This window comes from Micromonospora sp. WMMA1363 (assembly GCF_030345795.1).
In the GTDB taxonomy this organism is placed as follows: Bacteria; Actinomycetota; Actinomycetes; order Mycobacteriales; family Micromonosporaceae; genus Micromonospora.
In genome coordinates, this window is record NZ_JAUALB010000001.1 from 1156683 (window position 1) to 1170522 (window position 13840).

At 72.8% G+C, this 13840-nt stretch carries 8 protein-coding genes and 1 pseudogene; 6 read left to right on the forward strand and 3 right to left on the reverse strand.

The window, feature by feature from the left end:
- Positions 1-207 precede the first annotated feature (207 nt).
- The 5 genes from QTQ03_RS05300 to fxsT are packed head-to-tail and all read left to right on the forward strand — an operon-like array spanning position 208 to position 9295.
- Positions 208-2709, forward strand: a complete 2502-nt coding sequence (locus QTQ03_RS05300) for an FxsB family cyclophane-forming radical SAM/SPASM peptide maturase (protein ID WP_289280687.1) — start codon at positions 208-210, stop codon at positions 2707-2709.
- Positions 2706-3560 carry an AAC(3) family N-acetyltransferase gene (locus tag QTQ03_RS05305; RefSeq protein ID WP_289276991.1) on the forward strand — a complete coding sequence of 285 codons (855 nt, stop codon included), beginning with the start codon at positions 2706-2708 and terminating at the stop codon, positions 3558-3560. The genes QTQ03_RS05300 and QTQ03_RS05305 overlap by 4 nt, the downstream gene beginning before the upstream one ends.
- A complete protein-coding gene (locus tag QTQ03_RS05310; protein WP_289276992.1) occupies positions 3557-4234 on the forward strand; it encodes a TIR-like protein FxsC in 678 nt (225 codons plus the stop codon). The genes QTQ03_RS05305 and QTQ03_RS05310 overlap by 4 nt, the downstream gene beginning before the upstream one ends.
- On the forward strand, positions 4221-5363 hold the full coding sequence (locus QTQ03_RS05315; RefSeq protein WP_289276993.1) for a TIR-like protein FxsC: 1143 nt from the start codon (positions 4221-4223) through the stop codon (positions 5361-5363). Before QTQ03_RS05310 ends, QTQ03_RS05315 begins: the two co-directional genes overlap by 14 nt.
- The gene (gene fxsT, locus QTQ03_RS05320) at positions 5360-9295 is read left to right on the forward strand and encodes an FxSxx-COOH system tetratricopeptide repeat protein (protein ID WP_289276994.1); all 3936 of its coding nucleotides are present in this window, start codon (positions 5360-5362) and stop codon (positions 9293-9295) included. The genes QTQ03_RS05315 and fxsT overlap by 4 nt, the downstream gene beginning before the upstream one ends.
- Here the strand turns inward: fxsT and QTQ03_RS05325 are convergent.
- Positions 9289-10241, reverse strand: a pseudogene (locus QTQ03_RS05325) (alpha/beta fold hydrolase). The gene fxsT and the pseudogene QTQ03_RS05325 overlap by 7 nt on opposite strands.
- A 566-nt stretch (positions 10242-10807) precedes the next feature.
- Between QTQ03_RS05325 and QTQ03_RS05330 the strand changes: the two are divergent.
- Positions 10808-12145: a nicotinate phosphoribosyltransferase gene (locus QTQ03_RS05330; protein ID WP_289276995.1), complete on the forward strand. Its 1338-nt coding sequence runs from the start codon at positions 10808-10810 to the stop codon at positions 12143-12145.
- 42 nt (positions 12146-12187) lie between these two features.
- On the opposite strand, the gene QTQ03_RS05335 is transcribed toward QTQ03_RS05330, so the two are convergent.
- Positions 12188-12904 carry a hypothetical protein gene (locus tag QTQ03_RS05335; RefSeq protein WP_289276996.1) on the reverse strand — a complete coding sequence of 239 codons (717 nt, stop codon included), beginning with the start codon at positions 12902-12904 and terminating at the stop codon, positions 12188-12190.
- Between the two features lie 120 nt (positions 12905-13024).
- Positions 13025-13795 carry an FkbM family methyltransferase gene (locus QTQ03_RS05340; RefSeq protein ID WP_289276997.1) on the reverse strand — a complete coding sequence of 257 codons (771 nt, stop codon included), beginning with the start codon at positions 13793-13795 and terminating at the stop codon, positions 13025-13027.
- Positions 13796-13840 lie beyond the last annotated feature (45 nt).

Genomic DNA, 13840 nt, shown 5'->3' on the forward strand with positions numbered 1-13840 from the left:
CGATAGCTGTCAGAGCTGCCGTTCGGGTGGCTCCGCTGACCCACAAGTCCGATGGGGGGACTCACGTGGATCGCAACGCAGGCCGGCCGATGGCCATCGCTCCGCTGGCCGATCTCCGGCATACTCCGCTTGGCAAGATCCCGCTCTCTCGCGCCCGCACCGTGGCGCTGCCTGACACCCGCACCGGGGACCGGCCGGCCCGTGTCGATGTTGCCGCCTTCGGCTCTTCGATCTGACGCCGGTGAGCCCGCGACGAACGCGACGCCTGGGCGGTCCGCGCCGGCCACGACCCTGAGCCAGTACGTTCTGAAGATCGTCAGCCGGTGCGATCTGTCCTGCGACCACTGCTACGTCTACGAGCACCCTGACCAGTCCTGGCGCCGGCAGCCGCGCACGATGGCTTCCGCGACCGTGACAGCCGCCGCCCAGCGCATCGCGGAGCACGCGACGGCGCACCGGCTGGACGCCGTACGGGTGGTGCTGCACGGCGGTGAGCCGCTGCTCGCCGGGGCGGCCGCGCTCGCCGCCACCGCCGCCGAGCTGCGGCGGCGGCTCGACCCGGTGACGCGGCTGGATCTGCGCATGCAGTCCAACGGTGTGCTGCTCACCGAGGAGATCGCCGAGGTGCTCGTCACGCACGGCGTCGCGGTCGGTGTCTCCCTCGACGGCGACCGGGCCGCCAACGACCGGCACCGCCGCTATGCGAGTGGCGTGAGCAGCCACGGCAAGGTGCTGCGGGCGCTTGCGCTGCTGCGCCGCCCGGAGTACCGGCCGAGCTATGCCGGGCTGCTCTGCACGGTCGACATCGACAACGACCCCGGCACCGTCTACCGGGCGCTGCTGGCCGAGGAACCGCCGCACATCGACTTCCTCCTGCCGCATGCCAACTGGGATCGTCCCCCGCCGCGCCCGGCGGGCGCCACCCCGTACGCCGACTGGCTGCTCGCGGTGCACCGGGCCTGGACCGCCGACGGGCGTCCGGTGCCGATCAGACTGCTGGACTCGCTGCTCGCCACCGCCGCCGGTGGCACCACCCGCACCGAGGCGGTCGGGCTCGCGGCCGTCGACCTGGCCGTGATCGAGACCGACGGCAGCTACCAGCAGGTCGACTCGCTCAAGTCCGCGTACGATGGGGCGCCGGCGACCGGGCTGGACGTGTTCACCCACCCGGTCGACGCGGTCGCCGTCCACCCGATGATCGCCGTCCGGCAGGCGGGGCTCGACGGGCTGTGCGCCACGTGCCGGGGATGCCCGGTCGTGCGCCAGTGCGGCGGCGGCCTCTTCGCCCACCGATACCGCACCGGCGCCGGCTTCGACAACCCGTCGGCCTACTGCGTGGACCTGGCCCGACTGATCCGCGGGGTTACCCGCGACCCGCTCCCGGCACCGTCGTCGGCGGCCGGGCCGGATGCCACGCCGGCGGCGACATCGAGTCGAGCATCCGCGCCTCCGGAAACGTCGGCGCTGCCGGGGCCGGCTGGTCCGGACCCCGCCATGCCGCCGGCGTCGGGCCCGTCATCCGCCGACAGGCCGGTCGTCCGGACGGTGGAGAACGGCGCCGGTCCCGACGCGCTGGACCCGGCGGTGCTCGACGATCTCGGTACCGGGCGCGGGACAGATGCCTCGGTGCGCCAGCTCGCCGCCGTCCATCTGGCGAAGACACGGGCGCTGTTGGTCGCCCTGAGCCCGGCGGTGGCCGGGCATCCGGTCGCCGCCGCGGCCTGGGACCGGCTGGTCGAGCTGGACGTCACCGCGCCGGCGGCGGTGCGGGAGGTGCTGGCCCACCCGTTCGTCCGTCGGTGGGCGCACCGGTGCCTCGAGATTCCGGCGCTGGCCGACCTCGGTCACCTCGCCTCGGTGGCCGCCGCGGCGGCGGTGCGCGCCCGCGCCGCCGTCGACCTCGTCGTGCCGGTCCGCGACGGAGTGCTCAGCCTCCCCACCCTCGGCGCCCTGGCCCTGCCGGGGGTGTCCGGCCCGGTCACGCTGTCCCCGGTGGGCGGTGGATTCGTGGCGCGCGTGGACGGGCGGACGGTCCCCGTCCGGCCTGACGACCCCGCGCCGGGCTGGCGCCCGGCGCGCTGGCTCGACGGCCACGGCGTGCTGATCGAGGACACCGACCCGTACCGGGACTGCTACCAGGACCTGGTGGTGGCGCCGCGGCTGCCCGCCGACTCCGCCGCGCGCTTGGGCGGACAGCTCACCGCGGCCCTCCGGCGGGTCGACACCGAGGTGGCGGCGTACGCCCCCGGGGTGCGGGCCCTGCTGCGCGCGGTCGTCCCGTTACGCCGGGACCGGCGCGGCCGACAGCGCAGCGCCGCCGCCGCCTCCGCCTTTGGCGCGGTGGCCGTCACCGCGGTGCCCGACGACACCGCCCTCGTCGTGCTGCTCGTCCACGAGGTGCAGCATGTCAAGCTCGACGGGGTGCTCGACGTCTGCGAACTGGTCGATCGCCGGGACGCCCGGCTGCTGACCGTGCCCTGGCGGGACGACCCGCGCCCGGTGGAGGGCGTGCTGCACGGCACCTACGCCCATCTCGCGGTCGCCGACGTGTGGCGCCGGCGACCGGGCCCGGAGGCCGCAGCCCACCACCGCCGCTACCGCGACTGGACCGACGGCGCGCTTGACGCGCTGCTCGGGCTCGGCGTGCTGACACCGGCGGGAGAGCGGTTCGCCACCCGGATGCGCGCCACGGTTGACCGCTGGAGATGACCGTCGGCCGCGACCTCCTGGCCGCCGACCTGCGGGCGTTGGGCCTGCCGGCCGGCGCGACGGTGTTGGTGCACGCGTCGATACGCCGGATCGGGCCGGTCGCCGGTGGCCCGGCGACCGTCCTCGCCGCCCTGCGCGACGTGCTCGGCGACGGGACGGTGGTGGTGCCGACCCAGACCGCCGGGAATTCGAACACGTCGCCGGCCTTCCGGGCCGCCACCGCCGGTCTGAGCACTGCGGAGGCGACCGGCATGGAGGCACGCATCCCGCCGTTCGACCCCGACCACAGCCCGGCGGAGGGCATGGGCGCGTTGGCCGAGCACGTGCGACGGCTGCCCGGGACGGTGCGCAGCCGGCACCCGCAGACGTCGTTCGCCGCGCTCGGCCCGGCCGCCGCCGCCCTGACCGCCGTGCACGACCTGGAATGCCACCTGGGTGAGCGGTCCCCGCTGGGTGCCCTGTACGCCGCCGACGCCCGGGTGCTGCTGGTCGGCGTCGGCTACGCGAAGTGCACCGCCTTCCACCTCGCCGAGTACCGCCTGGCCCGCCCTGCCGCCGTGCGTCCGTACCGCTGCTACGTCCGGGACACCGAGGGCCGGCCCGTCCGGCGTGACTTTTTTGCGCTCGACCTCGACGACTCCGACTTCCCGCGCATCGGCGCGGCGTTGGACGATCGCCTGTGGGTGCGGCGCGGACCGGTGGGCACCGGAACCGCGCGGCTGTTGCCGGTGCGGGCCGCCGTCGACTTCGCCGGCGGTTGGATGAGCCGGCATCGAACGCGACCGGGGTTTTGTAGCTGTCGATATTGTAGTCGCGTGGTGGTGTCCCCTTCGGACGGGAGCGGCGGGTGACCGAGGAAGAGTTCCGGGTGGACCCGCGTGCCCCCGTGTTCTTTCTCAGTTACGCCCGAGCCAAGCAGCGGCCCGCCGAGCCGCCGCGGGACACCAACCGGAAGGTCTTCCAGCTCTATGTCGACCTGTCCGACCACGTGTCGGAGCTGCTGGGGCTGCCGGCGGGTGGCACCGCCGGCTTCTTCGACCGGGTCCTCGACGGCGGCCAGGTGTGGGCCGACGACCTGGCCTTCGCCGCCGGGCACTGCCAGGTCTTCATCCCGCTGATCTCCCCGCAGTACCTGCGCAGCGTGTGGTGCGCCCGGGAGTGGAACGCTTTCGCGCGCCGTCGGCAGGTGCGGCGCCCCGAAGCGCGGGCCACCGCGGGGGAGCGGCCGATCGTCCCGGTGAACTGGTCGGTGATGGGTCGTCGTCGCCTGCCGGAGGCGATCCGCCGCCGGCAGATGTTCTCGCCGACCGGGCTGCCACCGGACATCGCACCGCAGTACCAGCAGGAAGGCATCTACGGCCTGCTCAGCTTGGGCAGCAACGGCAAGGACGCGTACGACGCGGTGGTGTGGCGGCTGGCGCAGCGGGTGGTGCGCGCGGTGGACACGCACTGGGTCGAGCCGTACGTGTCGGACATCGAGGAGCTCGGCGAGAAATTCGAGGAGGCCGGGGATGAGCTGGATTGACGCCACGCCGTCCCGCACCGGCCGGGAGACGTACTTCTTTCTCAGCTACGCCCACTCGGTGCCGCTGTCGGCGGCGGCCCGGCCGGACACCGACTACTGGGTCACCCGATTCTTCCAGGACCTGCACGCGGCTGTGCAGCGTGGCGCGCGACGCGGCGACGCTCTCGACATCGGGTTCTTCGACGGGCTCGTTGCCCCCGGCGCCGATTTGAAGGAGACGCTGACCGACGCGCTCAGCCGCACCCATGTCTTCGTCCCGCTGTACTCGCCGAACTACTTCAGCAACTCCTGGGCGGTCGGCGAGCGAGCCGCCTTCCGGTCCCGCCTGGGCCGGCTGCGGCCGGGCGAGGCCGACCGGCACATCCTGCCGGTGCTGTGGATTCCCTTCCCGCCGTGGGACGACCGCCGCGAGATGGCCGAGGCGCTGGGACCGGTCGGTGGGCCCGCCGAGTACGCGGAGAACGGGCTGCGGGCGCTGTGCAAGCTCAGCGCCTACCGACGGCAGTACGACCTGGTGCTCAGCGCGATCGCCGAGCGGATCATCGCGGTCACCGAGACCGCACCGCTGCACCGCTCCCGCGCCGCCCCGGTGGGCGCCGTCCCGGTCGAGGACCGGGGGGACCCGGCGCTGGTCGTGACCACGCTCGCCACCGCCGACGGGCGGCGGTGGCGGCCCTTCGCCGGCCGGCACGTGCTGACCATCGCCGACTACGTGGCCGCCACCGCCCAACGGCTGGGACTGCCGACCCGGGTCGTCGAGTTCGCCGGTGCCCGGGATCGCGCCCCGGACAGCCCCACCATTCTGCTGATCGACGCCGGTCTGGGCGTGGCGGCCGTCCGGGACGCGGTGGTCGGACTGCCGCGCTGGGTGGTGCCGCTGGTCGTCGCCGGCCCCGGAACGACCGCCGACGAGATCGGCGCCGTGCTCCGCGACGCACCTTTTCCGGAGGTACGGCCGGTGCGCGGTGTCGACGAGTTCGAACGCGGCGCGCCGTTGCTGGTGATCGAGGCGCGTAAGCAGTTCCTCCGGCACGGCCCGATCTACCCGCAGGACGGCCCGGGCGCCCCCCGGCCGAGTCTGCGCCCGACCCATCTATCCGACCAGTGGCGGCGAGGGGAAGACCGATGACATCTCAGCGCGACGGTCAGGTCGTCACCTTCTACTCGTACAAGGGTGGCACCGGACGCACGATGGCCCTGGCGAACACCGCCTGGATCCTCGCCGCGAACGGCCAGCGGGTCCTTGTCGCCGACTGGGACCTCGAGTCTCCCGGGCTGCACCGGTTCTTCGCGCCGTTCCTCGACCCCGAGCAGGTCGCTTCCACCGGTGGCGTGATGGACCTGATCGTCGAGTACGAGTGGGCGAACCTGGAGCGCCGCCGGAAGGCGAGGGAGGCTGACCAGCCCGAGACGGTGGAGTCCCGACCCAGCGATTGGCACCGCCATCTGGCCAAGGTGCAGAAGTACGCCTTCTCCATCGCCTGGGAGTTTCCCGGCGGGGGTGGCCTCGACCTGTTGCTCGCTGGCCGGCACAACCCCGACTACGCCAGCGCCGTCACCGGCCTGAACTGGGACAACTTCTACAACCGGCTGGGCGGGGCGCTCTTCTTCGACGCGCTGCGTGAGGACATGAAACGCCACTACGACTGGACGTTGGTCGACAGTCGCACCGGTATCAGCGACGTCGCCGAGATCTGCACCATCCACCTGCCGGACGTGCTGGTCGACTGCTTCACCCTGAGCGACCAGGGCATCGACGGGGCCGCCACGGTCGCCGACCGGGTCCGCGGCTACGAGGGGCGCCGGGCGCGGCGGGTGCTGCCGGTGCCGATGCGGGTGGACGAGGGGGAGAAGGGCAAGGCGGACGCCGGCCGGGCGATGGCGATGCAGCGTTTCGCCGGCCTGCCGGGCGGCATGACCGACGCCGAGCGGCGGGAGTACTGGCTCACCGTCGAGGTGCCCTACCGGGCCTACTACGCGTACGAGGAGACCCTCGCCACCTTCGGCGACATTCCGGGCAGCCGCACCACCCTGCTGTCCGCGTACGAGACGCTGACCAGCCATGTCACCGGCCGGCGGATCACTACGTTGCCCCGGATGGACGAGACGCTACGCCGCGGCACGGTCGCTCGCTTCGAACGCAAGCCCGCTGTCGCCGACGAGCTGATCGTGCTTCGGCACGTCCCCGCGGACACCGCGTGGGCGGAGTGGGTGCAGGCTGTCCTCACCGCCGTCGACCTGCGGGTGGTCACGGCGGCGGTGGGAGACCCGCCGCCGCGGCGGCCGGGCACCGTAACCCGCGAGGTCACCCTGGTCTCCCGGGCCGAGCGGGCGGCGCACGGTGAGCAGGCGGACCGGCGCCGGGCCGGCGCGGCGCTGACCGTGTACGTGGACAGCAGCACGCCCTCGCCGGACACGCCGATCGGCAGTTGGGTGTCGCTGCACGAACTGTCCGCCGACGAGGCCGTCGACCGGCTGGTGCAGCTGCTCGGGGCGGCCCCACCGCCCGGCCACGGGCGGCCCTTGGTGCGCACCGCCCGCTACCCGGGTACCCGGGCGGCGGTGTTCAACCCGCCCAGCCGCAACCTTCGCTTCACCGGCCGGGAGGAGCTGCTGGGCCGGCTCCGTGAGGAGCTGAGGGCCGCCGGGAGTACGGGCATCCCGGTGGCGCTGTGCGGTGGGCCGGGCATCGGCAAGACCCAGCTCGCCGTCGAGTACGCGCACCGTTTCCGCGGCGCGTACGACATCGTCTGGTGGATCCACGCCGACCCGCCGCAGTTCGTCGACGAGCGGATCGCCGATCTCGGCGCCGAGCTCGGCCTGCCCCGTCAGCCCACCGTCCCGGAGATGACCCGGGCCGTGCGGCAGCGGCTCGGCCGCCCCGAGCGCCGCCCCGACGGGGGTCCGTCGGAGCAGTGGCTGCTGGTCTTCGACAACGTCGACCAGTACGAGCACGTCCGTGACTATCTTCCGCAGGGCGTCGGGCACGTACTCGTCACCACCCGCAACCCGGACTGGGGTGACCTGGCCCGGGCACTGGACGTGGAGGCGTTCCAACGGGCGGAGAGCGTCGCGCACCTGAGGGCCCGCGTCGGCGAGCGGTCGATTACCGTCGCCGAGGCCGAGCAGGTCGCCGACGCGGTGGAAAACGTGCCGATCTTCGTCGCGATGGCCGGTGCGTGGCTGGCGGACACCGGCACCCCGGTCCCCGACTACCTGGCCGGTCTGGAGCGCACCGGCCCCGCCGAGGACATCTGGGACTTCTCCCTGCAGCGGCTGCGGGAGGGCTCGGCGGGCGCGTACCGCCTGTTGCAACTCGCGTCCGTGCTCGCCCCGGAGATCTCCCTCGAGCTGCTGTACAGCGACCAGGTCGCCAAGGTTGTCGCCGCCCACGACCCGGTGGTCGCCGCCCGGGTCGCCGACCGGGTCTCGGAGCGGGACATCGCCGCCGCGCTGGTGCAGCGCGTCAACCGGCTCGCCCTGGTCAAGGTCGACCTGCACGCGCAGCAGGTGCAGGTGCACCGGCTGCTCCAGGTGGCGCTGCGGGCTCGGATGACCCCCGAGGAACTGGCCGGCGTGAAGCACGACGTGCACCGCATTCTCGCCGGCTCCCGTCCCTCTGGCGAGGTGGAGGATCCGGCCGCCCAGGCGCGCCTCCGCCTGCTCTGGCCGCACCTCGACGGCGCGGACGCGCTCTCCTCGCCCGACGACGAGGTGCGCCAGCTCGTCATCGACCGGATCCGCTACATTTACTTCAACGGTGGTTACGCGCAGGGCTGCCGGTATGCCGAGCAGGTCGACGCCGCCTGGATGCGGCTGCTCGACCAGCTTGCCCCGGACACGGCCGAGCGCCGGGCACTGCAGGTACAGCTGCTGTATCTCCGGTTCAACCGGGCCAATCTGCTGCGCGGCCTCGGTCGGTTCGACGACGCCCGCCGCCTCGACGAGGAGACCCTCAGCGCCCAGGAGAAGCTGATCGGATCCAGCCATCCGTACACGCTGATGACCGCCGGCGGCTACAGCGGCGACCTGCGGGCCATCGGCCGTTACTCCGAGGCGCTGGAACGGGACCTGCGTACGTACGCCGCCTCGGTCGACGTGTTCGGCGAGGATCACCGCCGCACGCTTACCGCCGCGAACAACCTGGCCGCCTCGTACCGGCTGATGGGGGACTTCAAACGGGCGCTCGACAGCGACGAGGCCACCTACCGTCGGCTGCGGGTGGTGCTCGGCCCGGGGCATCCGCGTACCCTGCTCACCGCCAACAACCTGGCCCGCGACCTGCGGGAGGCCGGTGACTACGAGGGGTCGGTGGCGCTGGTGCAGACCGTGGTCGCCGGGTACCGCGACCTCTTCGGCGACCAGTCCCGCGACGTGCTCACCGCCCAGATGAACCTCGCCGCATCGCTGCGCAGCACCGGTGGGACGGCCGAGGCGGCACGGCTGCTCGACGACGTGTACGAGCAACTGCTGGCCGGGTTCGGCCCGTCGAACCCGGACACCGTGTTCAGTCGGTTGTCCCGGGCGGCGAACCTGATGCTGGCGGGGGAGGGGGAGCGGGCCCGGCTCGAACTGACCGAGACCGAGGAGCAGTTGGTGCGGGTCTTCGGGGAGGGCCACCCGTACGTGCTGGCGTGCCGCAACAATCTCACCGTGGCGTTGTGGGACGCCGGGGAGGTGGCAACGGCCCGGGAGATCGCGGCGGCGACGGCGACGGCGGTGACCGCCGCGCTGGGCGAGACCCATCCGTTGACCATGGCGGTCGCCGGTAACCTCGCTGTCTTCACGATCCTGCACGGTGAGCTGGAGGCCGGGCGGGAGCAGCTACGCGTCGTCGTCCGCCGGCTGCGCGAGGCCCTCGGCGAGGATCACCCGGACACCCTGCGCGGCCGCGGTAACCTGGCGCTCGCCGAGCAGACCGGCACCGGTGGCGCCGGCAGCATCGAGCGGATGCGGTTGGCCGACCGGCTGGCCAACCGGATCGGCCAGCATCACCGGAGCGTGGTGAACCTGCGGGAGGGGCGGTACGTGCGCCGGGTGGTCGACCCGCATCCTTACTGACCAGTGCGCGCCCCGATCAGGACATCCTGGCTCGCCGCCGCCGCGTCGTCGACGGTGAGCCAGCGCAGGATGCGCGGCAGCGCCTCCATCGCGTCGAAGTGCGCCGCACCGGCCTGCACCTCCAGCTCCGCCCCGGGATGCGGGAGGCCATCCACCGCGTGTGGCTGACCGGGGCGAAGGTGTCCTCGGCGCCGTGCCAGAGCGTCACCTTTGTCACCGAGGTGTCGATCAGCCCGAGGTCGAATTTCCAGTCCCGGCGCAGCGCGAGCACGTCGTCGATCCACCCGTACGGGCCGGCGCGGAGTGCGTTCTCGAAGGTGTCGGCGAGCATCCGGCGTAGCGCCGGATCACGAATCACCCGTCGGTCGGCCGTGGTCATCTGCGCCGTGATGTCCTCGAGCAGCCGCCGTGGGTCCTCGCTGGCCCGCTGTGCCCGGCGGCGGATCTCCTCCACCAGGGCGGCGGTGTCGGAGCGGCCGGCGCCGAAGCCGTTGACGTTGTCGTCGTTCATCCCACCGAACCAGTCCAGCTCCGGTGCGTCGGAGGGAGCGAACCCGACCAGCGCCGCCACCCGGGTGATCCGGTGCCGCAGCGCGGGGTCCGCGGCGCAGGCCAGGGCGTGCGGCCCACCACCGGAGCGGCCGGCGACCGCGAACCGGGGCAGGTCCAGGGTGTCGGCGATGACCTCGACGTCGCGGGCCGCGTCGGCCACGTCGCGGCCCTCGAACCGGTCCGAGTCGCCGTAGCCGGGGCGGTCGTAGGTGATCAGTTTCACCCCGAGTCGGTACAGGACGATGCCCCGCGGTCTCGGCCCCTTGCGGCTGCCCGGTGTGCCGTGCATGAGGAAGACGGGGTGCCCGTCGGGTGCCCCCGAGACCTCGAACGCGAGTCGCTTGTTGTCCGCGCGATAGGCGATTTCGGTCGCCGGCTCCCCTTCTCGGACCACTCCAGCCTGCCTTCCGGTGCTGCTGACCAGCGAATATCCGTCATGTCGGCCCAGAGCGAAGATGATTGATCGGCGGTGAACGACTCCACTCGGCAGTTGAGCGTATCGGTCGGCCCGGCCACGCCGCTATCCACTGGTTCGACAACCCGCCGGATCTGTCGGAAAGGACACCGCCGGGCCGGTCCGTGGTGGAACTTCCACCGACCCGTTTCCGATCGAATCCGGTCGACGTCGTGCTGCGCATCGTCGCTGTTCGACGCGGGTTTCGGTCAGTCGACGAACGGGCCGGCCGCTGACCGCGGTCGTGGGCCGTCTTTTCGACCACGCCCACACGGGGCGCTGTCACGTCGGTGAGCTGCGCGGCCCGGCCGGTTCGTGGTCGTCGGCGCCGGTCCACGTCCGGCGCACCGCCCTGCGGTCCGTCGACGTGCCGACGCGGCGTGCGGGGACGGAGGTGGCGGTGGGTGATGTCCGCGTTTGTCGGACACACACCGTCGGGTCGAACACAGTGAAAACCTGGGGGTGGCCGGTCCGGGGCCGGACCAGCGAGCACCATGGGAGGTGACATGACCGGGTTGCGTACCGACCTCTACGAGCTGCGGATGGCGGCCAGCTACCTGTGCCGGGGGATGACCGACCGCGCCACCTTCAGCCTCTTCGCCCGTCGGCTGCCGCACCGGCGCGGCTTCCTGGTCGCCGCCGGGCTCGACGAGGCCCTGACGTTCTTGGAGACGTTCTCCTTCGACGACGACGAGCTGGTGTACCTGCGCGACGTCGGCGGTTTCGACCCCCCGACCCTGGCGGCGCTCGCCGTGCTGCGGTTCACCGGCGAGGTCTGGGCCGTGCCGGAGGGCCGGGTGGTGTTCGCCGACGAGCCGCTGCTCGAGGTGACGGCGCCGATCGCCGAGGCGCAGCTGGTCGAGACCGGCCTGCTGAACCTGATCACCTTTCACACCACGGTGGCCAGCAAGGCGGCCCGCTGTCGTATCGCCGCCGGCGGCGCGCAGCTGATCGACTTCGCGTTCCGGCGCACCCACGGGGTGGCGGCCGGCGCCGGCGTGGCGCGGGCGTCCGCGATCGCCGGCTTCGCCGCGACCAGCCACGTGGAGGCCGCCCGCCGGTACGGGCTGCGGCCCTCCGGCACGATGGCCCACTCCTACGTCGAGGCGTTCCCCGACGAGCGGGCGGCGTTCCGCGCGTTCGCCGTCGACTTCCCCAACAATCCGATCTTCCTGGTCGACACCTACGACACGCCTGCCGGGGTGCGCGCCGCCGTCGACGTCATCACTGAGCTGGGCCTGACCGGGCCGCTCGGCGTCCGGCTGGACTCGGGGGATCTTGCCGTCCTGGCCCGACAGACCCGTGCGATCCTCGACGAGGCGGGGCTGACCCAGGTCCAGATCGTGGCCAGCGGCAGCCTCGACGAGGACGTCATCGGGGGACTGGTCGCCGAGGGCGCGCCGATCGACGGGTACGGCGTCGGCACGAAAATGGGGGTCTCCTACGACGCGCCGTCCCTGGACAGTGCCTACAAGCTGGTCGCCTACGGCGACCGGCCGGTGCTGAAACTGTCGCCGGGCAAGGCCACGCTGCCGGGGGCCAAGCAGGTCTTCCGGGATCGCACCCGCACCGCCACGGACATCGTCGGGCTGCGCGACGAACCATCACCCCCGGGCCACGAGGCCCTGCTCGTGCCGGTCATGCGCGGCGGACGCCGGCTCGACGCCGCCGATCCGGGCGGCGCGGTCCGTGCCGCCCGGGAGCGTTTCGACGCCGACCTGGCCTGGCTGCCCGAGGCGGCGCGCCGGTTGGCGGACCCGCTGCCGCCCACGGCCACGGTCAGCCCGGGGCTGGCGGCGCTGCACGAGCGGGTCGCCGGGCAGGTCGGCGTCGGCGGACACTGACCGCCGTGCCGCCCGCGCCGGCCCCGCGACCCACCGTGACGGTCACGGCGCCGCTGGCGTAGCACTCGTCCCGCCCGGCGTGGGCACCGGGTCGGGCGCCGGAACACCGGTCGCCGGTGGCTGCCCGAACATCGCCTCGCCCTTGGCGAACCAGGCGACACCGAAGGCGAGCACCGCGACCGCCTCGCACCAGAACAGCGGCCTGAGTAGCTCGCGGGTGGATTCCGCAAGCGCGTTGCTGGCCACGGCGGCCACGATCGCGGTGAGGATAAGGCCGCCGCAGGCGTAGTACAGGACGTTGCGAACCGGTTCGTGCGTCTCGTGGGGATGCCGCCGGGGGAACAGGACGATGCAGAAGATCGCCAGGATGGCGAACAGCGCCGCGGCCGCGACCTGGTGCACGCGCCCGACGAGGACGTCGTTCGAGGAGATCGTCGCGTCGGGCTGCTGGGTCGCGGCGGGGAAGAGGGCGACCACGATCGCCAGCCCACCGGCGACGGTGCTGAGCAGGTCGTCGAATTTCCGGCGCCGGTAGGAGATCAGGAAGACGCCGATCGCGCACAAACTACCGACGAGGACGTCCCGCAGCGGCGTGTAGTAGTACGCGCTGATGGAATCGAGCAGCGTCAGCCGGCCGGTGACCAGCGCGTGGCCGACGATCAGCACAGCCGGCAGCGCGACGCCGACAATGCCGATGCCGAGGCGCAGGCGGCGTACCGTCTGGGTGTCCTGCGGTCGTCTGGTGGGCGAGGAGTCCACGGTCGCCTCCCGATGTTCGCAGCATCACGGGCGGTACCTGCTCGGCATGCGCCGCTGACACCAGTGCATGTCAATCCGCGGCGCGTGTCAACCGCCGGCGCGTGGTGTTCCACGGTGGTTCTACGGCGTGCAGTACACGTCGCCGGAGTTCGCGGCGTGCGGCAGGGTGTCCAGGACGGCCGCCATCGCGGTCGCGGACATCCAGGCCGGTTCGGCCAGGGCCATGGTATCGCCGAGGGCGAGGTTGAACCGGGTGAAGCCGAGCGCGGTGGCCCGGTCGAGGCCGGCCCGGGCCACCCCCCGGTCGATCGTGGTGAACTCGAAGGACAGCGCCGGCAGCGGGCGGGTGAGCCCGGCCAGCACCGCGTCCTCGAAGCCCTCCACATCGATCTTGACGAACGCCGGTACGCCGTGCTCGGCGATGAGTGCGTCAAGGGTGGTGGTCGGGACGTCGATCCGGGCGTCCCAGGTCTCCTGCCGCCACCCATCGGCGCCGCCCGCCGCCTGGACGAAGCGCGGTGACGCGGTGGAGACGGTGGGGTTGGCGGAGTTGACGTGTAGTTCGAGGGTGCCCGGGGTGGCGCCGCAGGCCGCCTCGACCAGGATCACCCGGTCGTCCCCGCCGTACAGGGCCCGGATCGTCCTGGCGCACAGCGGTTGCGGCTCGACGGCGACCACGCGGGCACCCAGGCGGCGGAAACCGCCGGTGCGGTCGCCGACGTGCGCGCCGACGTCGAAGACGAGGTCCTCGGCGTGGACGAACTGGGCGTAGAAGCGGTCCATCGCCGCCGCTCGCTTCGGATCGCCGTACGCGACGTCCAGCGAGCGGCGGAGTGGGGACGCGGCGGGGTCGGCCTTGACCGACTCGACGACCTCGGCGTTGACGTGCACGGGCGGACCCTAGCGCCCGGCACCCGGGAACGGGTAGCCCCCCGG

What these genes read in the sequence shown, in the direction of transcription:
- QTQ03_RS05300 (WP_289280687.1), top strand. Translation starts at nt 208, where the DNA reads ATGTTGCCGCCTTCGGCTCTTCGATCTGACGCCGGTGAGCCCGCGACG.
- QTQ03_RS05305 (WP_289276991.1), top strand. Translation starts at nt 2,706, where the DNA reads ATGACCGTCGGCCGCGACCTCCTGGCCGCCGACCTGCGGGCGTTGGGC.
- QTQ03_RS05315 (WP_289276993.1), top strand. Translation starts at nt 4,221, where the DNA reads ATGAGCTGGATTGACGCCACGCCGTCCCGCACCGGCCGGGAGACGTAC.
- fxsT (WP_289276994.1), top strand. Translation starts at nt 5,360, where the DNA reads ATGACATCTCAGCGCGACGGTCAGGTCGTCACCTTCTACTCGTACAAG.
- QTQ03_RS05330 (WP_289276995.1), top strand. Translation starts at nt 10,808, where the DNA reads ATGACCGGGTTGCGTACCGACCTCTACGAGCTGCGGATGGCGGCCAGC.